Below are 23,414 nucleotides of genomic sequence, written 5' to 3'. Positions count from 1 at the left end.
GTGACACTTAAGTTTATCGTAAAAGAAAGTCAGGAATAGAAATATGCAATATGAAGCCGTATTTAGGTAATTTTACCACCTGCCCAATCCAATCAGTAACATATGTTACATTTGAAAAATTTTTCCTTCTTTAGCATATTCCCGTTTTATACCTTCTAATAACGCATCAGTTTCCAGAAAATCCGTTTTCGCAGAAGCTATTTTTAGACATACATAGTGCACTATGTTAATAATGTTCCCTCCTGTCAAATTGTACTTGGCAGCTTTATTAAAAAAAGTATCACTATCACGTAGTGCTATTTGTGTAGGGAATGCATTCTTCCAAATCTGTAATCGTTCAATCTCGTCGGGTGGTGGGAATTTTATGATCGTATTAAATCGGCGCAGAAAAGCTTCGTCCATGTTGCTCTTCATGTTAGAAGCAAGTATGATCAAACCATTATACTCTTCAATACGTTGCAATAGATAAGAAACCTCTTGGTTGGCATACTTATCATGAGCATCACGAACATCAGTACGTTTACCGAAAAGAGCATCTGCTTCATCAAAAAATAAAATCCATTTTTTGTTTTCAGCGCGGGCAAATAGGTTGGCTAAGTTTTTCTCAGTTTCACCAATATACTTGGAAACTACCATCGACAGGTCCACTTTATACACTTCCCGCTCAAACTGTTCGCCATTCTTTTTTGCATGTCTGCCCAATAAAGAAGCCGTTAAGGTTTTTCCTGTACCAGGAGGTCCGTAAAAGAGTACCCGGTAACCCGGTTTCATCCGTTTATGCATTCCCCAGGCATTTCGCAAATTCTCTTCCTGCTCCACCCAGGTCTGAATCTCGTCAAGCTGCTGTTTTACATTTCCCGGCAGAATCAGATCATCCCAAGTCAAATTTGTGTCAATTCGCTGAGCAGGAAACTGGGTACTAAACTGTGGCGATGGCTCGTAACCGAGTGTAAACAAGCTGACCTGCTCCGTGGCCATCAACAATCTTCCACTGATGGCCGGATCACCAGCGGGTGCATCATCCAGCCAAACAATCCGATCTCGAACCATAAAATGATCGCCCGAAAGAATTTTTTGTACGTCAAACCGCTGTTGCATTTCGTTGCCTGCTGCAATAAACAAAGCGGTTTCGCCAGTAGGTAAAATACCCCGATGGTTTGTGCCTTTTACGCCACCAAATTCAGGAAATTCACCTCCGTTAGGAAAATATTCTGCAATGAGCCGCCAATAAAAACCAGGGTCTATATGCGGAAGAAGCGCAGTCATCAGTACAATTAACTCATTTCTCTCTAGCTTTTGTTTTAGCAAAAATTTCGCAAATTCGGACCCATCGTTAGGCACAGAGAATTCGGGAAGAGGCTCGTGGTTTACATGTGGACGAATACTGTAATTGAGCCGTAGCTGAACCACTTTATGAAAGTATTCGACGGCCTTCTCCAGAGCCGAGGTTCCAGGTTTATGGCTAGCAGGGGAATAGGGAGTTGGATTCATAGCTACTGAGGATGACGATTCTGGGAGGGGTGAAGGAGTACTATCTGGTACTGATCTTTTTCGCTTAGGGCCAACATCATCAGTTGTCACTTGTGGCTCTTCGCTAGTGCTTTCATTGTCCGACTCTACTGGCTCATCCTCGGGCTCACTTTCGACGGCTTTTCGCCTGCGTATAGATTGGTTTAACCACTTGAATAGGCTCATATAGATATGAATTTTGAAGTCTATTTTATTGACTAAGGAGCCAAATTCCGCAAGTTTCGCAGATCGTTGATCATACCGACATAGAGTGCTTCCCTATCGGCACTAATAGTGGGCGTAGCATGCACTAATTCCTGAAGCAGCGCCGTAATCATGTGATTAAGATCCAACTGCAATAGTTCATCATTAACTGCAATACCAGATCCAGGACCACGTTCCCAGAAACTGCTCGCATCGGAAGGTAAAATCAGGAAAGGACTACCAAAAACATCCTCCATCTTCTTAAGTCGCTCTTCAATAGCCTTAAGCTTCTGAATATCGTCCTGAGTTGGTTTGCGTGGAGGTCGCGTCAGGTTAAACCACCAGCCAATAAAATTCATTCGTACCTCGGGCCCATCGCCCTCATATCGACCAGTTTGGTTTGCTTTCTCCACGCCCACAATTGTTTGTGATAAGTCGAAGGGAATCAATTCAAACCACATTTCCAGATGAGCCAGTGCCTGCGCTACTCTATCTTTTTGAGTAGGATCACTAACCAAATTGGTATCTTTTATTTTCTGTCCAATCTGTTGTTCAGAGCGTTCACCGATGTTTTGAGGATCTTCGACCCAGGCAGCATATACATGGAACGAAGCCGCATTCAATAAAGCCTCGTTATGATCGAGTCGGGTAAATAGGCGTGTAAAATTATAGGCTTTATCGCGTGATCCCGGAACTACCACATGATGCACTTCATGCAGAATAACCAGTTTGGGGTCGTCTTTCTTAGGTTTCTCTTTAGGTGGTTCATCTTTTTTGGGTTTACACTCATTTTTGGGCTTGCACTCGGTATCGCCCACCACCGACGGGCAGAAAACAATAATGCCGCCTGTCTGATAAGCGATTCGGCTACGACACCCACCGTCGCAGCAAGTGCCACATTCATAGAGGTTCGGATCGTTTTGAATCTTGCCAAGATGAGCTTTAATAGCTTCATAAATTTCCCGCACTTTTTGGGCTTTAGCCTTTACCGTACCAGGATCATTGAAGCGAAAAATCTGATTGAACAGGTCAACATGCTCTTCGTCAGGAGGAAGTTGTTTTAACGCTTTATCAATGATCGTAATCGCATCGCCAGCAGCTTTATTTATGCCTTTGGTTGTCTCATCTGAACATTTCTCACGGGTTGGCTTCCCTTTGCATTCCTTATCCTGACACGCCTGGGCCTCATCTTCTGTCTTAAAATCATCACCGGCTTTATCGGGATCTAGTTCCACTCCATCATTACGCAAACTTCGATCGAGCAGCCCGATTGTTTTCTTTCCTACCCGCCCATCCAATTCGCTACTCGACATACCTGCCGCTTTCTGAAATTGTCGTACAGCCTGTGTTGTTTCATCCCCATAGTTGCTATCGGCTCCATGTTTCGGCAACGTAAATCCTAAGCGAATCAGGGCTTTCTGAAGTCTGGTAACATGATCACCTTTATGGGGCGTTTTTACAACAAGATTACCATCGAAGCACTGCTCAAGAATAGGATCGCCAGCGAGTGCTGCTGAGGTCAGATCATGTTTATCGCTCGGTTCGGCCTGGCCCACAGCTTCCAATGCTGGTAGCCGTTGGATAACCAGTCCGGCATCCTGTTGTTTCCTGGTATCGTGTTTACCCGTATCTCGTTCAGTTTGAAGCCCACTTACCGACTGACCAAATGCTCGTGCCATAGGCGCAAAGAACCCTCCCTGGCCGTTTCGGGAGAAAAACGGCTGCGTCTGCGGGGCAACAATTTGACTTGGGCGACGAGTGCGGGCTAGCATGAGTAAGGTTTTCTCCTAAGAGATGTCAAAGCTTATAAATCTTTTTTAAGTTTCTATCAAAGAATTCATTATCAGAGTTAAATAGAATTCCGTCTCCAGAGCGCATTAACATTGATTCAATCGTATCTAACATTTCCCAACCGTCATTTGTAATCTCAGCTTGATTGATTTTTAAAGTGTATACAAATTTTGTTTCTCCAATTATTTGTAGGATCATCTCCTTCGTCTTTTTTTTGCTAGGTAATGACAAAATAAAAACTATCTCATCTATCTCTTTCTGACTCTCCTTATCATTCGTTGAGGTAGAAATAGTTACCGGGCTTTTAATGGAATCATAAATTATATCAATTTTCCAATCAGTAGCATTTTCTTGATGTATAAGAAAAAGTGGTTCTTTCTCAAAAAAGAATCCATCTTTAACAAAGGCTATAATTTCTTCTGGAGGAAGTCGATTTTCATTTTGACAAAATATTCTTAAAAAATAATCCATTGTTTTAACTCTAAAAAATAAATAACTATGTTAAAGTGTTTAAAAAGTCCTTGATGTTGGATTTTCAGGAGTACTTCCTTTAGTATAAGTTATACGCTTAGAGGGGGAAGTTTTGTCTACGAATGTGACAGTGTCGTTATTCTCCATTGCTTTAATTTCATCCGCAATTTTTATACGCTCTCTAGCTTCTGGAATCCCACTCTCCAGCATTTTCCCAACTTCAAAATAACTTCTACCTCCCTGTGGATTTAGCTTGGGGTCTATTCCGTCTGGATACCTACCCCCTAACTCAACATTTTCAACAATTCTAATTCCTTCTCTGGCTAATTCATTCTTAGCCGCAACTTGCTCAGGTCCGCCAGGTCTGCCAGGTCTGCCTCCCTCAGATGCCGGATCAAAGTATCTACGCATCCATTCGTCAGGAGGGAGAATATCTTTAGGTCCGGCTCCCTGTTGAAACTTTTCATAAGCATATCGCTGATACCGCCATTCGGCGGCATCAGGCGAATTAATAGGAGGTTTATTTCCTTGAGGAGGTTCTGGTGGCCATTTTATGTCCTTAGGGGGGCGAACTCCACCTTCCTGTGCCAATTTAGCATTGGCAAGTTCCTGTTCCAGTTGCTTAATCTGCGTATCTCTCACCGACTTCTGTTCAGGAGATAAGTCAGAATATCCTTCCTCCATGGCTTTTATCCGATCACTAAGTGCAGGATTATCTTTGATCTGTGCCTCATATTTTAATCGAATCCTTTCACAAGGAGAAGCGCATACCCATATCTCTCCTCTCTCTGTAACTTTTATTGAGCGTTGGCCATCTCTTGAACCTAATTCACCTTCCAATTTAGGCGCTTCTCCTGCTCCTTTTCCCTCACTTGAAGTTCCTTCTTTTGCTTCAACCGGATCGGTCGGCTTTGGCTCTACATCAGCTTTTATATTGGGATCCGTAGAAAAAAAGCCTTTTATTCGGCCTGCAAGTGCAGATATGGCTGACGAAATTAGCCAAAGAATCAGTTCTAATACTAAAACAACACCAATCGCAATTAAGCTACTCGCAATTTGAAAATAATCCTGTTGCTTCTGTTTTTGAGTTTGTCTGGCTGTAAATAGTTCGAGTATTAGTTTGCTTATTGTTAGCCCTTCTGCCAAAAGGAAGGAGACTAAAAGAGCTTTCCCGATCATTCCAGCCGCTGCTAATCCGGCGGCTGCGCCAGCTAGACCTCCGGCTCCAGCACCAGCCGCTGCGCCTGCCGGTGCCGCAATACCTACACTGGCAAGTCCAGAAATAATGCCACCAATTATTGTTCCGGCAAGTGATCCTCCAACAGCTCCAAGAATGATTAGCAATATGGTAACATAGCCCATCAACAGCATTGCGACATTATTAAGACGTCGCCATAGGGCCAGTGGAAAATCTAATAAGGTTAAGAAATTTGACCATATATCATGTAAACATCCCGATGTATCGTCAAAAATGTTACGTGGCATAAAAAGATTATCAGCCGCGTTTGCCCATTCTTTAGTCCATAGTTCGGAAAATTCATGGCCTATAGCTCGTATTGTTGCCGGTGGCCAAAACATATTGACCAAAGTCTCCCAAAGCATTTCGCGTATATTGAGACTTCGCCAAAGTTGAGTTATATTCTTATCAAGACCCCTTCCTATTTCATCAAAAGTGCCTACAGTACGTGTGTTGTCTGGGTTACTTGTGGGCGCTCGTTGAATAAAATTAACTGATGACGGCTGTACCTTTTTTTGATTGGCTTCCTGTAGTTTATCCTGTCCAACTTCTTTTGATTTTCCTGGAGCTTCCAGATCCAAAGTTGTTGCAATAGGCTCTATAACTGGCATTAAAACAGATCTGGGATCTTCGATTGCTTGTTGTAGAAGAGTATAAAACTCTTTGGTTGTCCGTACAATATTTATAACTCGACCTATAGCATAAGAAAGTACCTGATTAACAAAATTTTCAATAGCAGCTAAAATCGTTCTAATAAAAGAGGTCAGTCGCTGCCAAAGATCAGTCCAAAACGTACGGATAGATATCCAAAGAGAGCGTATAGTATTGTAAAGACTCCGTGCCTCATTTTGGAGCGACTCTGGCAGAAACCCAAAAGCTCTGTTATTAATAAGTGAATCGACCGAATCAAATAAAGATGACACAAATCCCGATACGGTTGACCACATTCCCGCGCCTATATTCAGAACTTGGTCAGTGATAGCTTTTACGGTTTGCCAGACTTGAGTCGCTCCTCCGGTTAGTACATTCCAAATTGTCCCAAGTAAATTGGCATCCATAGTCATGAATGCATTAAACAGGGTGCTCATTGGCGAAGTGATCAGGGTCGCAACTTCACCAACTGTACTCTTTATTTGGTCAAATCCAGACGTGGCAAATTCTTTTATATAAATCCATTTTTCATTAAGCCAATCCTTGCCCGATGTAATTAATCCTTTTATGCGATCAACTACCCAGTCAAAGCCTTCTACTGCTTTATCCTTTACCCAGCCAGCTCCATTTTTTACCTGTTCGCGTACCCAGGCGGCTCCGTCTCCAACTTGTTCACCTACCCACTCCGCTCCATCTTTTACGGATGATACAGCGTCTGAACCCTTGTCTGCCACCCAATCAGCAGCATCCCCCAACCAACTACGTTGAATAGTATCGGAATAAGTTGACCTCATATTCGTAGAAGAAACGGTAGGCTTAACTGGTTCTGTTAGTCTTCGGCGTACACTTTTCCCCTGCTGAACGGTATGGGTCAACTCGTGGGCCAGTAAATGCTGCCCACACCCTGAACCGAGATCATACTTGCCCGAATTGAAGTAAATATCATTTCCGTGCGTGAATGCCTGTGCGTTTAACTCCTGACTCATCTGCACCGCCGAACTGCCCGTATGCACCCGTACCCCCGAAAAATCAGCCCCCATCGAACGCTCCATCTGCTGGCGGGCAGCCTCCGGTAAGGCCGAACCGCCACCTTTGCTGGCCACTAACCGACTTTCGAGCGAAGACGAAACGGTGGGTTCGGCTGAGCCTGTTTGCTCACGCTGAAGGAGTTGTTCTTCACTCTCACAATCAGCGCATTTGCGTTGAAGCTGGTCTTCAGGCGTACCTGTCTCAAAAATGGGTTTGGTTTGCAGGTGTGGTTTTTCGTCTTTCTTCTCTTCTTTTTTGTGGAGTTTCTCCTCGGCTTCACAGTCGGCACACTTGGCCTGAATCAAGGGCGGTTGTGTGTTAATCGATGCGTCATTAGCTGATGGAGCGGCAGGAGCAAATGGAGTCGGAGATTGGGCGAGCCGCTGCACAACATGGTCGGCCATCCGATCGGCTTCTCGTTCGTAGGGGTCGTTGGGTTGGCCGACAGTAAGTTTAGCCTGGATAAACGGCGAGCCGCCCATAAACGTACCGCTCCCAGCCTTGCCAAAGAAGGGCTGGGCGGGTTTGCGTTGCAGCGTGGAGGCTGTACTCGTTTTAGGTGCCGTTTTCATGGTAAACGTCTTGTCACCGAAAATCGGACGGTGTCGGTTCCCGATAGGCTGGTTATGCTATAAATCTTACTATCTCGAGACACTCCATCGCTGATAGATCGTACACTAATTATCCATTCTGTCTGTGTTCCATTGCTAGAGATATTGGTAATTTTCATCCATACCTCCGCCACTACAATAATATTCCGAGCAGATCCAAATCAGTTTCCTGCAGTTTCATTTTATCGGGGTTACCTATGGTTCGACCAGCCAGTTGATGAACACTCGTCGAATGACCAGATGCCTCTACCATGGGCGCAAAGAATATTTCCTGTCCATTTGGAGAGAAGAACGGCTGCGAAAAATCTATATGGATCGGGCGACGGATGAGAGTTTGCATCAATCAGAGAATTTTCACTATGCATCAGAATTATTTGCTTCAATTAGTTTATCAAAAACCATTAAGCTTTCTTTAACTTCTGCTTTTAATGTAGCTGTTCCAATGTCTTGAAAATGAGCAATAGTTCCTCCATAGGAAGGCGCACTATGCCCGCAAAAAGCTTCAAACACAACATTATTTTTCAAATCAAGAATTGAATAACTTAACCTTGAATCGCCTGGCTGATCTGGTTCTCCAAATAACTTTCTCAATGCATGCAAAAACCTATCTTCATCATATGCTTCTGCTTTTTCAAGAGACGGATTAATACCTAATCGAGTACTAATTCTGAATCCAATAGCTTCTCCATTCGGTAACCTTTTAAATCGTTCCTTCATCTCTATTTTCTATTTATCAGGCAAATCCCAAGATTAAAGGTACTAGTCGTGCGAGCAATAGCGCAATAGCCCCAAGTAATGTTTCATCACCAGGAACAGGATCGAAAATAGCGATTATGGCCAGAATGAAAACCCCTAGTGCAAGCAGAGCCACGACTAAAGCCAACACAATTCTTAACACAATTTCTATGATGGAGATAAGCATATCCAGAACCCATCCTAAAAATTCCCCAAGTGCCTGAATCATATCTGACATTACCTGCCCTGCCGCTTGTAATAATGCCATCATCATTTCACCTACTATCTGCATAGCAGCTGCTGCCACCATTACTGGAATCAGTTCTCTAGACATAGCCCGTATGCGTCGTTCCAATTCTTCCATTAATTGAACAAACGTTACAACAGGTGCTCCTATACATAGGGCTGCTAAAGCTTCCTGAACTAATCCTCGAAGCATGTTTCGTAACGCAATTCGCATGTCATTCAAAAGAATAGACTTCAGCCTTCTCAAGGCACCTACTATAATTCCATGTGCATATGGGTTTATATGAGTCAGTGCAAGGTTTATTAGCTGATCTATTGTAACTCCGGGAGGTAGATAGGAGTTGATAAGCTGAAGCTGTGACCCCAAAAGCCCGCCTGCATATTGCTGGCCGGTGCCAAATGCTCTATTTACTGTAATTGAGCCTATTAAGCTATCTAATGGCTCTTCTATTGTTCGCTTTAGTAGATCATCAATAAGATTCTGAGCCGGCAATAATACACTGTCAATATAGGCATCGGTTTCATTTTGAGAAACTCCACATACATAGGTGTCAGTACCTGTACCCGTGCACCAATATCCCACCGCCCCAGGCTCAACCAATTTAGCCTTCAAGGTCCTAGTAGGATCTCCATCAAATCGACCAATTACGGTATCGTTTTGCAAAATAGAATTGATCTTATAAAACGAAGGGGGCCTATTAGATGAAGCACCTATCCTGGCCGCAAAATTTCTATCGTCCTGTCCGGCTCCCTGTAATCCACATTCTCCAATGGACGAAAATCTTTCCATAGATTGACGACCTCTACGTATATAATGCTCTGCTTCTTCTTTGGCCTGACCATTTCTGGCTCCGAGGAATGGTTTTATTTCGGCAATTTCTACATTCATGCCTAGTATAAAGAGATCGGCAAACCCAAGTTCAGTTCCAGTATTTTGACAACCTGCTTCAGACATATTGGCTTTCGTGCCTCTTGATATAGGTAATTCACCAAGAACAGTGGGCAGAAGAAAATTTTGTATTTGGGCATGCGCCGTTTTACCCGCTCCTCGAGCCCCATTATTATCTTCATCTACCGAATTAGCCGGTCCACAGCCTCCTGCTCCACGTGTAGGAACTCGTCGAATAGCTTCAGTTCCTCCCCCCTGCTGCACTGTATGGGTCAACTCATGGGCTAGTAAGTGTTGCCCACCTGTCGAAGCGGGATTGTATTTCCCCGAATTGAAATAAATATCACTACCATGCGTGAAGGCATGGGCACTTAATTCTTGGCTCATCTGCACCGCCGAACTGCCCGTATGCACCCGTACCCCCGAAAAATCAGCCCCCATCGAACGCTCCATCTGCTGGCGGGCAGCCTCCGGTAAGGCCGAACCGCTACCTTTGCTGGCCACTAACCGACTTTCGAGCGAAGACGAAACGGTGGGTTCGGCTGAGCCTGTTTCCTCACGCTGAAGGAGTTGGTCTTCACCCTCACAATCAGCACACTTGCGTTGAAGCTGCTCGTCGGTCGTACCCGTCTCAAAAATAGGTTTGGTTTGCAGGTGTGGTTTTTCGTCTTTCTTCTCTTCTTTTTTGTGGAGTTTTTCCTCGGCTTCACAGTCCGCACATTTGGCCTGAATCAACGGTGGCTGTGAACTGGTCGATGCGTCATTAGCTGATGGAGCAGCAGGAGCGAATGGGGCTGGAGTTTGGGCCAATCGTTGAACGACATGGTCGGCCATCCGATCGGCTTCCCGTTCGTAGGGGTCGTTGGGCTGGCCAACGGTGAGTTTAGCCTGAATAAACGGCGAACCGCCCATAAACGTACCACTGCCAGCCTTGCCAAAGAAAGGTTGGGCGGGTTTGCGTTGCAGCGTGGAGGCTGTACTCGTTTTGGGGGCTGCTTTCATTAGTTCATAAGTAGTTTAGCGCCATTCTACACGTAGTAGTTCAGGCATCCAGGGGAGCATTATATGATTGAAGCCCCAGGTGTAGGGCAGTCGATCTAGCAAAATATCAAGCGTGTTCGTCTCCATATGCAGCCACCATACTCCCTGTAGTCGGCGGAGTTTTCCAGGGCGTCGTAAGAAACCTTCGCGCAGGGCTTCGGGCGATGCACTCCCTAACGCTCCCCAGTGTTCAATAGTCGCATACAGCAGTTCGTTTATTTCGTCTATCTCGGATTGATCAAGGCCAAGCGTGTGGTCCAGGGGTTGGTTCAGCGGCCAGCCACATAATAGTTTCGGCAATAACAGGTCATATTCCAGGGTGCTCGTTTCACCAGTAGCCGCATAATGGAGCATCAGCATTGCCTTCTGTTGGACGATTTCATCTTTAAAATCCTTCCCTTCCAGATAATCGACCTGCTGAAATAAGGAGCTGATAAATGGATAGAGCAATACAATACCTGCATTATTGAGAAAAACACCTTCGAGCAGTTCAGCAGAATTATCCAACTGATTAATTAGTTGCTCCTTATCTGCCGACTTAAAAGAAGTAATTAGGTTAGTAAAAGACTCACTTGGTTCGGATTGGTTAGTTGACTCAGCTGAGCTTGGGCGTGTTTCCCGATTAGAAGCATCCGGCGCCACACCAGTCTGCTTATAGTCTTTCTGAGCAATTACCTTAACCCGATCCGTGTCACTCGAAGATTCCGTAGTAGGCGAATCGGTTAGTAGACTATTATTGGGTGTTTCCAGCGGATGATTAGATTGCGTATTTGGTTGGCTGGAAGTTGGGGTATTCTGTCCACTCCTATCAGGTTTATCGGTCAATGGCTCACCCGGTGGTGCATCTGACTGACGTATTGACGATAAGACTTTTGATAAGGTCGGGAATTGACGTTTCTTTCGTTTAACGGAATTGGTTAGTCTGGGTAAGGTGCCAAAGAAGGCTTGCCAGGTGTGCTGCAACAAGTCAACATCGGTTGGCTGGCTCGCTCTGAGAATCGTTTCCGTCAGTATGAAGTGCCAGAAGTATAGTTCCAGTTTTCGGGGCGAAACCCCTTGCTTCAGCTCAGCCAAAAAAGGAACGCTGGAAGCTTGTAAGGCCAATTCATGAGCCAGGACTCGATTTGTACGAACATGCTCAACAACACGAATCAATTCGCTTAGCCCAGTCAATACTAGTTGTTGCGGTTGCGCTGTTGCACACTCAATAATTTGCTTTAAAAACAAGGCCGAATGTTGCTGAATAAGTCGTTGCAGTGCTTCCGGATGCAATTTCAGGCATTGCTGTAACTCCCGAATAGCCCCTTGTCGGCTGGATAAAATGGCCAGTACATCCATCTGCCAACCAGTAGGTAAATTCCTTGAACTCCAGCCTAGCCGACCAGTTTGCAGGAAGTGTAGCCAATGAGTAAATACGGATTCAGGCAGCGATTGGACGCGATCAGCAGGAGCCGTTGCGAGCCATTCCTGAATCGATTTGCGCAAGGCATCACGTAACGCATCTGTCAGTAGATTCTCCCATTGTCGGGTATCGAATGAAATCGCTCCAAGGTCAACCTCTAACCGATCAATTTGAATCGATTTTTCGACGCTAAACTCGTCAAGAATCGGTTCTATTGTCGGCTCAATAGCTCGACGACAGAATTGGCTGACCTGCTGCTGAATCTCAAACGCATCTGAATCCGGTGCCAGACGAAGATCCACTGTGAGTGTACGAATGTGATGATTCATGACCTGGCTATAGTTTTAACTCGGCTAACTATCTATACTCGTGGTAGATCACTTAAGCTTTTTATCAATGCATAAGAAGCTTCGGCAGGACACGGAATCGTTTGAGGCTGCTCTTCGGTACAGGAATACAACTTATAACGACGGAAGGCCTTCAGCCATGCATAGTAGGCCTTTTCAAATGAGCACATCGCCTGCGGAGTAGCCCAATAAATTTTCAGGCCTATATGCGCTGGACTTTGTCGACGAAGCACTTTTTCAAAAGCCTCACGAATCGATTGTTCACTAAACCGTTGTGTCCAGTTAGGCAAAACGATTGTCGCCCAAAATGAGTAAGGGTCAGCGCAGGGAATATAAGGCCTTATGACCGGTCGGCTGCACGGATCGTTGGGCTCTGGCTCATCGGTCCAACAGACCACACAATCGTCCGATACCTTAAGTGACGCAACTGGTGCGTGAGGAATCAACAGCAAATGTTCAAGCAGATGCATACCATCGTCGTTCAAACAGCTCTGCGTTCGCTGAATAGCCTGGTGAGTAGCGATTCGTGTTGCATACGTAACCGGATGCTTTGCTTTCCTGCCTAACTCCTTATTGACAATCCGAATTTCATACCGACCATCCTCCGTGGGAAAGCAGGCATAGTTGTCAATCGATTGAAGCAGGGTATGTTTCGGATTTATGGGATGCTTTGGTTCGTAATTACGATCGGGGTCCAACACATCATCCAGTGCGTTTTGGGCAAGTGCTTCTGTCTCATAGGTATGGAAGCTTTGCCAGACAATTCGTCCAGAGCCTGACTTTGTTTCTGTTGGTTTTCCAGGGGTAAGGGTAAACTGATACATCCAGCGAGTTGGCTGCTTTGCCTGACGTACAAATGACTCAAGTTTATTATCCTTAGCCAGTTCGTGTAATTGATTGATAGCCTGCTGACAGGCTTCCTGTGTCTCAAAAAGAAACGGATGGCGAACCGTATAGTATTCGCTGGGCGAAACAACGGAAAATGAGTAGTTATTTCCATCTGGTTCCAGCACAAAAGCCTGTGCATCGTGCGAACCTCCAATCATTTCCTGAAGAGCCACCCATGCCTCCTGCTCACTACCGAAATCCTTCCATTTTTTTTTCTGATAATCATAGGTACCGAGGCTCTCCAGCACTATTTCCCGAATCAGCAGCCGTAACTGGTATTTCCTGGGTACTTTTTCTCCTGTTGTTTTCTGCGCCCTTAATGCTTCTATGATCAGGGGAGCCATGTAATTATCTCGATTTTTCAGGACCGGCAGAAACTGAAGGAAAGCGCTCATAGCTTCGTCGGCCGAGGAGTAAAAAGAAACGCTACGCCATAGTACTGCTTTCTCCTGTTGGTCATATAGCTGGAATTTGAATTGGCTCCCATCGGCATATTGTCGAATGGGATAGCTTACAACAAGCGTAACCAGTTTATCTAATTCAGCAAAGATGTCTGATCGGCCCAACGCTCCCGACTTGGGTATCACAGCTATAGGAATCGGGCTACCCGGCGGTAAGGGATTTTCGATTTCGTAGTCATACACCTCGTCGATACTGATGACCTGATTGGGCATTGCCGTCAGAGAATTACCATACAAGCGAACGAAGCCATCGGTTGCGTCATAGCGGGCATAATTAGCTTTGTCGGATGCCAGGGTAAGCAACGCCAGGTAGTTCTGTTGACAGGCTTCATCAGCCGCTTCGGAAGTCGGGAACCGGGCATAGCTGATAAACAGAATCTGGTGGTCTTCCTGACGGCGAATCACGTAATGATAAACCTTCGTTGACCGGTACGTACGCTCAAGCACATGGTCGCCACTGAGGCAGATTTGCAACCACTGAAGCGGAGCCTTCGGCCAATTCCAGCGATCGAACAGATACTTTCGCTTTTGAGTGGCTTCATGTTTCCGAGCATCCTTTACCTCATCTTCGTCTGGATCTTCGTCTGTATACTCGATCTTTTGCGGATGATAAGCCAGCGGCTTGTCATTTCGAACGACGCGATAGAGCCACTCTTCCGGATGCGAAGTCAACACGACGTCGGCATAAGGCTTTGCGAACAGCAGGTCTTTATAATCCAGAAAATGTTGCTGCTGGTCAATATCAGGTACGTTCGGTGTATGCAGTTGGGCGACTTGTTTGCCATCTGACTGCTTTACTACTAATTCGTCTGTACCTTCTAGCCTGACTAACTGTAGCTTCCCTAAAGCCAGCACAAACTGATGATAGGCTTCCTGGACTTGGGATTCGCTTGTCAATTCATCGGTGCTTTCATACCACGATACGCCATCGGGCAAGTAATAGTGGAATCGCCAAAAATCATTCAGAAAAACTCGTTCCAGCCGGTATTGCTGCTGCTGAATGGGAGTGCTTACATTGTGAATAAGTGTAGCAGGATCAGGAACTGGTTTGGATTGCCTGGTATAAACAATCGTTGCTCGTACTTCCTTGTCAACAATTAATTCCAGTTGGTCCGTAAATAAACGTTCATTAGCTGCAAAATGGAGTGTATGGTAGAAATCGCTCCTAGCCTCCTGTTCCGTCGCATAGTTACGGACTGATTGAAACGAAATCGCGTCAATGGGATGCCAGCGGTAGGTGTAGCCGACAGGTGCTTTAAGCGTATAGAGTTGAATAGGGGCAACATACCGCTTAAACCAATTTACAGTCTCCTGAAGAAACTTGTCCCGTTCGGCTTCATCATCGAATTCACCCGGATAATCAGCCAACAATCGTTTGTCATTATCCTGCAGAATAAACGAGTATTGAGACGATTCAGGATCGCCCTGGTGAATGTAGACTTCAGACCGTTTAGTTCCTTTCGGCAGTTTAGCCTGTTTTAGTGTCCAGATATAATCGTCAATAGCGTCGGTTAACTGACTATAGTAATTATAGCTTTGCAGATAAACTACTTCCCCCTTCTCGGTCTGACGAGCCATTTTGAATGAATAGGGTTCCTCGACAGTGATAGGTTCGAAGGTTCGTTGCGCAGCAGTTACGATTTGGTTGATAAGTCCATTGGCATCGCCTTGCAGACGTGGCGATGTAGCAACTAACCGATCCTGCCTGTTCCGAAACTCAAGCAGGAACTCATTCCCGCCCAGGTCAATTACAGTGAATCGATCAGGTTTTTTTAGCAATTGGGCAAGCCGTCGGTAATCAGCCTTTAAGGCATCTTTATCCCGGAAAATAGCCTGGCTTTCCAGTACGGGATTTCCTTCCAGGCTCAATCGCCAGCGAAATCCCTCCTGCTGAATTGGAAACAACTCCTGAAAAACATCGGGAAACTGGCCTGCTTCCAGAACAGACGCAAGTGCCCCAATAGCTTCTTTATCTGAAACATAGGCTTGCTTATCGGCAGTATTATTAACGGACCACTGCCATACTAGCGGAGGCAAGTCGGGAGTAAAAGGTCGTTTATTCAGATACAGCCGTGAGGTGTCATTACCTACCGAGTCTGGATGTACGTCGAGATCAAGTCTATCCTGTAGCGACTCGATAAATTCACTAATAGCCTGCTCTATATCCGGGCTATATAATGAGGTTTTTTGATCAAAAAGGTTTTGCTGGGCATCGTACAACTGCAGAGCATAGGCCGGAATAATATTCTCGGAAGTAGGTTCAGGACTGTATAGCCGCTGCACCGCCCTGAGATGGGCATCACGCTCCGTTGGTGTATCAAAGGAACGAGTACTGATTAGCACATCGTTTTCATCGGTAATTACCTGAAACAGATACTTGTCTTTATCCTTATTTTGAACAGGTTGATAAGCGGTTAATTGCGCTAATGCTTTTTGCAACAGCGTAAATCCCTGTTGAGCGTCGTTTTCTGTCTCATATGGGTCAGGACTTTTAAGGATATTTTTTCCCTGGTCATCCTGAAGCTCAATCGTATAGGCATCGGGCCGTTGAACCACTTCGAAGTGGCCAAGTGAATGCGCCATTAAATTTGGAACACCTGCCTGCGTCAGTACCCGTTTTTCCAGGCCAGAACGATTGTTGGTGTTCCAGAAACCGCGTAGGTAATTGTACGCTTTACCCCGGTTTCGGCTTAACTCGTCGTATTGGCTCAGAAACAGACCTTTGGTTTCATTTACCTGTTTTTGAGATTGTGCTACCTGTTGGTATGCGAGTAAACTGAAATCTGTAAAGGATTCAGCAAAGCGAGCCAGCAAATGATCCAAAAATGCACTTCGGCGAGTCAGATATCGGGTTTCATTTTCCAATAAATCCTGCAAGTACGCAACATAGTCGACAGGATTATAGAGCAATTCAAACGTATACGTATTCTGGTCATAGTGGTTAATGGAACGGCTATTTTGCGGCTGACTACCGAATACATCAACAGCTTCTGCATCCGAACGCGCCTTTTGGTAGGTCGGGTAGGTTTGGGTACTGATCAACACCAATCCGTTCAGAGACTCTGGCGTCATGATGAAAAACCATCCTGACTTATCTTCATAATAATCAATCCGAAATCGTCCTTGCCGGAGATCATTCTGCACCTGCTGGACAGCAAAATCCCGATGAAGGGTTCGGGAGTAGACCAGCAGATTAGCTGATGCCTGTTTCCAGAATAATTGCTGACGTAGCCAATCCTGATTTTGCAGGGCTGTAGTTAACTCATTGGTTTTCCGAATCGGCCAAACGAAAGGCGTCCCGATCCCGCGATTTAAAGGTTGGTTTGTCTGGAAACGGATCAATTCCTGCCAGTGTGGTACCGCATCTATCGGTTTTCCGAACAGAACATGTTGTTGATTAAGTTGCCGCTGACTGTCAGGTCTTAACGAAAATAGCTCACGTAGCTGCGTAAGTTGACTTAAATAACCCGCCAATAGCTGGTCATAAAAGAACAGATACCCCTTTAATTGATTGGCCTGAACCTGCCGTATAACCCCAACCGACGCTGGAAGTTCTTCATTCCCAATGCCATATACACTCGGGAAATCGTTCTGAATAGAATAGTAATCGCCTAAATCCTGCCGAAACTGCCCAGTCGGTACGGCATAGTCGAGTGCATCACCCGTTAATAATGCTTCCCCTTTTTTCTTCTTTCCGTCGATATCGGGAATCTGAAACGCTTGCTTGATTCCCTCTTTATAGAATTGGACAGTTAATGCAGCCAGTTTGGCTACCTTTTCTTCACTCAGTTTAATAACCCAGGGATCTGTGTTACCACCATCACTTGCCTCGAGTTCACGCACAGATACTACCCCTTTCACACCTTGGGCAACTGTATATAAATCAGAAACGTGGATTTCGCGCCGACGTTTGAGTTTTTCCAGCTCACGGGTATCAATAAATCCTTTACTCTCAGTCGTATAAGGTCGTCCAGCAAATGCCTCTTCAATAGGTACAGGTGCCTTCTGAGGTAACTTCTGTTCTAGGAGTGCCGAGAGCGTGTAATAAGGAACAGTTGGTGAAAAGTATGCTTTCAGCTCCTCTACAAGACGAGCATAAACCTCGTCAAGGTTAGCCGATTTCTCAACTTCCAGCTCAATGGTTACCGTTATTTCAGTGGGTTTTAATAAAGTAATCGATCCAGGCTGTACGTCTTCTCCCAGATTACGATACTGAGCCATTCTACGCAGAACGCTATGGGTCAAGGTATTATCGTCGGGGGCATTATCAGGTTCCTTTTCAAGTATAATCCTGTATAGGCCATTTAGTACTACAGTCTGTTTGTCTTTATCTACTAGCAGACAATCATTCAGACTAATTGGCTCCCGATTCATTTCGAGCCAGGCATTCCGAATACCAGGCAATTCCATCAATAACTTGCGATAGTCGGTTATTGTAAGCGGATTAACCGTTAGTATCTCAGCAGGCGTGAAGAAATTATCATCCCGACTGCTGGGTTCAGTAGCTGTTTGCTGAGTTAGTAAGTCTTCGATAGGCAATCGGGCTCGGTAGCCCAAATCCATAAGTGCATAAATCAGGACTTCGAGCGTAGTGATACCTGGATCATGGGTATTATGGTCCGTCCAGATTTTACCCGACAGATCTTGAATATGCTTCAGGCCTATTTGCCGTAGTTCCGCAAAATTGAAATGATCGTTACCATTCTTATGAAACGACGGATCGTTTTTCAGGATAAATGATGGGGCGGTTTCGGGCGTCGAACTAGGCATGGCGGGTATGGTTAAGCAAGCGTTATGAACAGAGCGGCTGGTTGGGATCTTTTGTGACTAAAATCACACCCGCTGTTAAGATGGATCGTGCCGTTAAAGGCTTTATCTCCTTACCAGAAGCCTTATTTTTCTTACCAGAAGTACTAATTTCCTGATGAGTTAAGCTCAGGTTCGTAATGTAATCAACATACGATAGCTTCTCAACAAACTGTACCAAATCAGAATAGCGTACTGAAAGGCCAAAAGCCAGCCGGGTCGTATCGCCCGTTACCCAGGGCGAAAAGAAGAGTCGAATATCCTCATTCAGTTTTTTTTCATAAAATGTTCGATCAAGGCCGTCGCAGAAGCGAACGCTGATTTCGACATCTACCTTCTCATACCGGGGATTCATCGCTTTTAGCCGTACAAAAGGCGATGCTTTCTGTTTCAGGAGCGATTCGATCTCATTGAGAACACCCACGGGTACGCGCGGCTCATACCGCTCATTCGTTTGGAGCTGCCCTACATGTGGAATCACTGCCACCAACACAAAACCCGGAGCGATTTCCAGATCTTGGCAGAATGGCCCTGTTTGGCATGTTTTGTCTGATGCGTTCTTAGTTGGCGTTTGGGCATTCGACGTCGAGCACTCAATTTGTAGACTGGCCGGTAGCCCCAACGTATGTGTAATACATTTAGCCCGAAATAATGTAGGAAAAGCTTCAAGGGCTAACCGTTCGTAATCAAACAAACTGATAGCCCGGCCTTTGTGCCGAAGCTGCTCTCCAATTCGACGATATAGATTATTAGTTTGCTCAGCAGGTTTACCTCCAAACGAGGCATAGGGCTGTTGAATAGTACTGATGCTGGAATCAGCTTCAAGCAGTTTGGAAATACTCTCAGCGGGTAAGGCTTCACTCAGGCGGTTGGTATCGTTGGCAGGTGTAGGAACAAATGTTGCTCTTACTGCCTGGGTATGAATCCCAATGGTATTGGCGATAGCGCGTGCGTTACAGCGCACTGATGCCCGCAACCAGTAGCGATTGGGTGGCAGGATTGTCGCTTTCGGATCGGGAAACTCATCTGAAATAACCGGAGGAATGTCGTACGGAACGGCAATTTTTATGATTCCTGATCGAGTCAATCCATCCGTACCATCGGCAAGTATATTCGTTAGTGGATTTAAGGTTTTCCATTCATTATGCAGTAAATAACTCCAGTGTACCTCTACCTTGTCAAGCTCAGAGTCAGCTGTGTTTTCGGCTAGTTGAAATAGCAGATTTAGGGTTCCATTTGGTCGCAAATCGCTCAGGCCAATATACAACGTACCTTCGTCTGTGAAAGTAGGGAGAAGCGTTGGCGACAAACAGACGCATTTACCATCTTTATTACTATGGAGCGATTCGTTTTTATATGTCCTTTCAAACGGATACAAATGCACCAAGTCAATATCGCAGACTGATGCTACTGCTCTATAATCAACAGAAATTTCTTTAATAACTGGCGTATAAGGCTCTTGGGGAATAAGAACTTTTATTTTTTCAGGATTTCTTCGCCATTCATTTATTCCTCCCAAGAATTTAAATAATTCTTTTTTGGCTTTATTTAAATCACTTATAGCATCTTTAGTGGCATCAATTTCTCTTTTTGTAATAAGAGTTTTCTCAGAAGTATTATTTTCTTTTATTCTAATTAAGTCGGCATCATCTGGAGTAGGGTCATCCGGAATATCGATAGGGTTTAATGCGTCAATCGTTTCGTCGATTGCGTCAGAAGCACCTTTGCTTTTTTTTCTGGCTAGCTGAATTGCCGCTTCAAATTTTTTAACCTCTTCTGCTGGATTAGTAAAGCCAAATACATCACCTTCCGTTGTTCGAAGATAAGTAGCATTAATAATAAATTCGGTTGGGTATTTCCCCAAAGCCATCATCTGGCGGGCTAGAACAATAGGGTAATCCTTATGCAGAAAATCCTGATTTTCTAGCGTAAAGCGGAGGAAACCAAAGCGAGTATCAACGGTTAACTCAGTAAATGGTTTTTTAAACTCGTCAACTGAAGGAACAATGAGTTCAGGATCAATATCCGTTCGCTGAATTAGAATATGTTGTGCTTCCTTATCAGGCTTGTCGGGGTCAGGCTTATCGGAAATAACCGGCGAACAGGAGCGTTCTTTAGCAGGATCGCTTTTAAATAATTCTCGCGGATGAAGGCCTTCATGCCATATTTTATCAGTCAGAGCACCTATTCGCAGGCCAAAGTTTCTCTCAAACGTTTTTTTTACAGGGTCTATTTCCGAATACCCATAAGCTGCATAATATTTATCAAGATTGTCCGGCTTATCTTTCCAGCGAATATTAACCGATACATCCTGCCAGTTCTTGAGTAATACTTCCTGGCTACCAATGTAAAAATTGGGGCCTGTCAAAAGCTTGCCTTCTTCTATTTCCTCTCTATTTATAATCGAAAAATCAGGAATATTTGGTCGAGTCCCAAACGGATAAATGGGGTTGTTAACGTCCTGTAAATTTTCGTCATTCTGAACAATCAGGTTTTTAACGCCACACACTTCCACGTTTATTTGTGTATCGGTTATTCGTAGTTCCCGTAGGTAATAATACAGACTAACGCTACCCGTTGAAGGTGGATCTATTTGTAGCCCACACTTCGATTGAACATTACCTGCCTTTTCGTCAATAAAAAATTCTGGATTCAATAATACCCGAACCGAAGGAAGGTCAGGGCGGTAGTCGTTTTCTTTTACTTTCCAGGCTTCTTTGTCGAGGAACACAACTGGTGGAAGATCATCGTCAAGAGTAGCCTTAATGGTAATTGTTAGGTTATCTGTATCTAGCCCATCAATCTGAATTTCCGGCTTTATCGAAGGGGCAATCCATTTTTCTTTCCCGCTGAAACTAATCCCCATTGAATCGGCAATTAATTTCGACAACTTCTCAAGGACTCTCTCTTTACCAGGCCCTTCTAGACTATTAATTCTGTTCTTATCATGTATTCCCTGAATAGTAATTGTAATCGTGCGCTTACCTTCGTTCAGCAACAATACCGGCGAGGCAAAAATCCACCCTAAACGGGCCGGAGGATAAGGCTCGCCTATTTCTTTGCCAGGAAATTGACGTGGGCTTTCTTTCCGTCCCAGCGTAGGCCATTGTACCACTTTGGGGTCAGGGAATGCAACACCTTGCCCATCCATCGAGTCAGCTACAGGGGCTACATAGAGCCCCTCAACAAATGGTTTACCACCTACCTGAACGGGGTTTAGGTACAAGGTTTTTAACTCCTTAACCTGCGCTTTGTCGACAATAATTTCGTTGTCTGTTTCAAACCGAACATCGGCGTTATTATTGTCTTTACTAGTAGCCAAAAGGGGCGTTCCTTGCTTAACTAAGTAAGGATCCTTAACGGTTTGGGCTGTTTCCAGAAGCAGGTGAACGGAGTCAGGTATAGCCGGTAGCGGCTTAATCCGTAATACTTTCTGGTAAAAAAACTCAAGGTGCTGCTGACTGATGCGGTTAAGGTCGCCCTGGAACAGGTTGAATAATTCCAGAAAGGCAAACAGGAGGCCAAGATGTGGGGCATGGGTTTGCCGATGTTCTTCCAGTAAGGGATTCAGACTTTCATCAAACGCATCGGGCATGAGTTCAACTAATTGCCGACTGACTCGTAAGAAGGCGCTGAATACATCATCTAAGAGATTTAGTAGAGTACTAATGCTTTCGCCGTCCTTGCCAGCGTTATAAAAAGATTCATCGGTCGTATACAGGTCGATTAAATCAAGGTCCCAAACGGCAATATCAATCAACGGATTAAAATCGTATTGTCCTGTATAATACCAGCGATTGGCTCCGTTCAACAAGGCGATGTACGCTTTAAAATGATCGCGCAGTTGATTGACGATCAACGCATCCAATTTCGATGTTACTGAAATTTCCTGCTGCCGAAGTTGGCCCTGCCAGGTCAATAAAAGTTTTATAATCTCTGCATGTCCATACGAAATCCACAGCTGCAAGCCTTCCAGAGAGGGATCACGGCGAGCTTCGTCAAGACGTTGGTGATAGTCTTTCTCAATACCATCCAGATCCGTCTGACTTATGCTAGCCAGTAGAAAAGGCTGGCTACCTTCAAAAAATTTGATCCAACTGCGCGTAAGCACAAGCCGTTCGGTCGTTTCAGGATCTGTACCGGTCGTATAGTAGGCAATGCGTTTCGATAGTCGCAGGATAAACCCCAGCAGTTCGGGCAGACTCCGGTCGTCGATCCGAATACGGGTTGGATCAACCGCCGGTAAAAACCGTTCAGGTTGACTAACTCCCGAATCGGTGAGCAGCGGATGAGTTGCCAAAGGGTTGCAGGAGATAGGAAGCATATCGAACGTTGGCTAGATGAATCGTTCAGGGAAGAAGTTAGACGCCTTCCTGAAGATAGAACGGGTAAACAAAATTGTATCGAGAGTTGGTCTCGACAATCGTGTAATCAACGGAAATTAAGAGCTTTCCTTCCAGCAAATCTGCTGAGTCAGGGCTAGTGATGGTTACTTTATCTAGCCGAATACGAGGCTCATGAAACAAGATGGCTCGTTCAACCAGGTCGCGTATAAAACCGATCAATGACGCACTCAGGGATTCAAACTGATAATCCGACAAATTACAACCGTAGGTGGGCTGCATGACCCGTTCGCCTAAGCTAGTCGAAAGTAAAATATGTAGGCTCTGATCAATATCTTCTTCAGCCTGTACTAATTGTACGGTGCGACTGTCTTCATCAAAAGCAGGCGGAAAACTCCAACCGATACCTAGAAACGATGTGTTATTGTCCATTGTAGTATTCAGTTGGGTAACTTATCCACCAATGTCTACTGTTGGTAATCCCATCACAACAACGCCACCGTGGGCTGTCAGATCACCTAATCGGGCAGCTGGACGACCACCAATAAGGACTGTTGCTGACCCTTTAACGATACTGTCGGGCGGACCAACGCAAGTAAGCAGGTCGCCAACTACAGCCGCAGGCTGGCCACCAATCAGCACAGTTGGAACACCGGGCCCCACAACCGGGCCACCTACATGAGGAACAGGCCCATTCGTGAGAGGACAGGTATGCATATCGGATAATCGAGCGGCAAAAGGCATATATCGGTT

The 23,414-nt window shown here is 45.1% G+C and carries 13 protein-coding genes; 1 reads left to right on the top strand and 12 read right to left on the bottom strand.

What is annotated here, in order from left to right; translation table 11 throughout:
• Positions 1-105 precede the first annotated feature (105 nt).
• The 4 genes from B153_RS0121290 to B153_RS36820 form a co-directional block, all read right to left on the bottom strand.
• Entirely contained in the window at positions 106-1,491 is a 1,386-nt protein-coding gene (locus tag B153_RS0121290; protein ID WP_020598768.1) for an ATP-binding protein, read from the bottom strand.
• A gap of 236 nt (positions 1,492-1,727) precedes the next feature.
• Complete coding sequence (locus tag B153_RS37780) at positions 1,728-3,485, bottom strand: peptidoglycan-binding protein (protein ID WP_020598767.1); 1,758 nt, start codon at positions 3,483-3,485, stop codon at positions 1,728-1,730.
• A gap of 25 nt (positions 3,486-3,510) precedes the next feature.
• Positions 3,511-3,975 (bottom strand): hypothetical protein, encoded by a 465-nt coding sequence (locus B153_RS0121280; protein WP_020598766.1) that lies wholly within the window; start codon positions 3,973-3,975, stop codon positions 3,511-3,513.
• 39 nt (positions 3,976-4,014) lie between these two features.
• Positions 4,015-7,296, bottom strand: a complete 3,282-nt coding sequence (locus B153_RS36820; RefSeq protein WP_211221696.1) for an eCIS core domain-containing protein — start codon at positions 7,294-7,296, stop codon at positions 4,015-4,017.
• On the opposite strand from B153_RS36820, the gene B153_RS38285 reads away from it, so the two are divergent.
• On the top strand, positions 7,285-7,527 hold the full coding sequence (locus B153_RS38285; protein ID WP_211221695.1) for a hypothetical protein: 243 nt from the start codon (positions 7,285-7,287) through the stop codon (positions 7,525-7,527). The two genes, B153_RS36820 and B153_RS38285, sit on opposite strands and share 12 nt — an antisense overlap.
• A 109-nt stretch (positions 7,528-7,636) precedes the next feature.
• On the opposite strand, the gene B153_RS38040 is transcribed toward B153_RS38285, so the two are convergent.
• From B153_RS38040 to B153_RS0121235, 8 genes are all read right to left on the bottom strand, one after another.
• Positions 7,637-7,843, bottom strand: coding sequence for a hypothetical protein (locus tag B153_RS38040; protein WP_020598764.1), 207 nt, complete (start codon positions 7,841-7,843; stop codon positions 7,637-7,639).
• Between the two features lie 17 nt (positions 7,844-7,860).
• Positions 7,861-8,220, bottom strand: a complete 360-nt coding sequence (locus B153_RS0121265) for a hypothetical protein (protein WP_020598763.1) — start codon at positions 8,218-8,220, stop codon at positions 7,861-7,863.
• 16 nt (positions 8,221-8,236) lie between these two features.
• Positions 8,237-10,375 (bottom strand): eCIS core domain-containing protein, encoded by a 2,139-nt coding sequence (locus B153_RS36815; protein WP_020598762.1) that lies wholly within the window; start codon positions 10,373-10,375, stop codon positions 8,237-8,239.
• Between the two features lie 15 nt (positions 10,376-10,390).
• Positions 10,391-12,145 carry a contractile injection system tape measure protein gene (locus B153_RS36810; protein ID WP_020598761.1) on the bottom strand — a complete coding sequence of 585 codons (1,755 nt, stop codon included), beginning with the start codon at positions 12,143-12,145 and terminating at the stop codon, positions 10,391-10,393.
• Between the two features lie 32 nt (positions 12,146-12,177).
• The gene (locus B153_RS0121250) at positions 12,178-18,282 is read right to left on the bottom strand and encodes a hypothetical protein (protein WP_020598760.1); all 6,105 of its coding nucleotides are present in this window, start codon (positions 18,280-18,282) and stop codon (positions 12,178-12,180) included.
• Between the two features lie 22 nt (positions 18,283-18,304).
• A complete protein-coding gene (locus B153_RS0121245) occupies positions 18,305-22,429 on the bottom strand; it encodes a hypothetical protein (RefSeq protein WP_157634776.1) in 4,125 nt (1,374 codons plus the stop codon).
• Between the two features lie 250 nt (positions 22,430-22,679).
• The gene (locus B153_RS0121240) at positions 22,680-23,093 is read right to left on the bottom strand and encodes a GPW/gp25 family protein (protein WP_020598758.1); all 414 of its coding nucleotides are present in this window, start codon (positions 23,091-23,093) and stop codon (positions 22,680-22,682) included.
• Between the two features lie 21 nt (positions 23,094-23,114).
• Entirely contained in the window at positions 23,115-23,405 is a 291-nt protein-coding gene (locus B153_RS0121235; protein ID WP_020598757.1) for a PAAR domain-containing protein, read from the bottom strand.
• Positions 23,406-23,414 lie beyond the last annotated feature (9 nt).

Source organism: Spirosoma panaciterrae DSM 21099, assembly GCF_000374025.1.
Taxonomy (GTDB): Bacteria; Bacteroidota; Bacteroidia; order Cytophagales; family Spirosomataceae; genus Spirosoma; species Spirosoma panaciterrae.
Note: the sequence above shows the minus strand (reverse complement) of the source record. Positions and strands in the feature narration are given on the sequence as shown.

Excerpts from the sequence above, each read along its gene's own strand:
- B153_RS0121265 (WP_020598763.1), bottom strand. The coding sequence starts at position 8,220 with ATGAAGGAACGATTTAAAAGGTTACCGAATGGAGAAGCTATTGGATTC.
- B153_RS0121240 (WP_020598758.1), bottom strand. The coding sequence starts at position 23,093 with ATGGACAATAACACATCGTTTCTAGGTATCGGTTGGAGTTTTCCGCCT.
- B153_RS38285 (WP_211221695.1), top strand. The coding sequence starts at position 7,285 with ATGGTCGGCCATCCGATCGGCTTCTCGTTCGTAGGGGTCGTTGGGTTG.
- B153_RS0121250 (WP_020598760.1), bottom strand. The coding sequence starts at position 18,282 with ATGCCTAGTTCGACGCCCGAAACCGCCCCATCATTTATCCTGAAAAAC.
- B153_RS0121280 (WP_020598766.1), bottom strand. The coding sequence starts at position 3,975 with ATGGATTATTTTTTAAGAATATTTTGTCAAAATGAAAATCGACTTCCT.
- B153_RS38040 (WP_020598764.1), bottom strand. The coding sequence starts at position 7,843 with ATGCAAACTCTCATCCGTCGCCCGATCCATATAGATTTTTCGCAGCCG.
- B153_RS36810 (WP_020598761.1), bottom strand. The coding sequence starts at position 12,145 with ATGAATCATCACATTCGTACACTCACAGTGGATCTTCGTCTGGCACCG.
- B153_RS36815 (WP_020598762.1), bottom strand. The coding sequence starts at position 10,375 with ATGAAAGCAGCCCCCAAAACGAGTACAGCCTCCACGCTGCAACGCAAA.
- B153_RS0121290 (WP_020598768.1), bottom strand. The coding sequence starts at position 1,491 with ATGAATCCAACTCCCTATTCCCCTGCTAGCCATAAACCTGGAACCTCG.
- B153_RS0121235 (WP_020598757.1), bottom strand. The coding sequence starts at position 23,405 with ATGCCTTTTGCCGCTCGATTATCCGATATGCATACCTGTCCTCTCACG.
- B153_RS37780 (WP_020598767.1), bottom strand. The coding sequence starts at position 3,485 with ATGCTAGCCCGCACTCGTCGCCCAAGTCAAATTGTTGCCCCGCAGACG.
- B153_RS36820 (WP_211221696.1), bottom strand. The coding sequence starts at position 7,296 with ATGGCCGACCATGTTGTGCAGCGGCTCGCCCAATCTCCGACTCCATTT.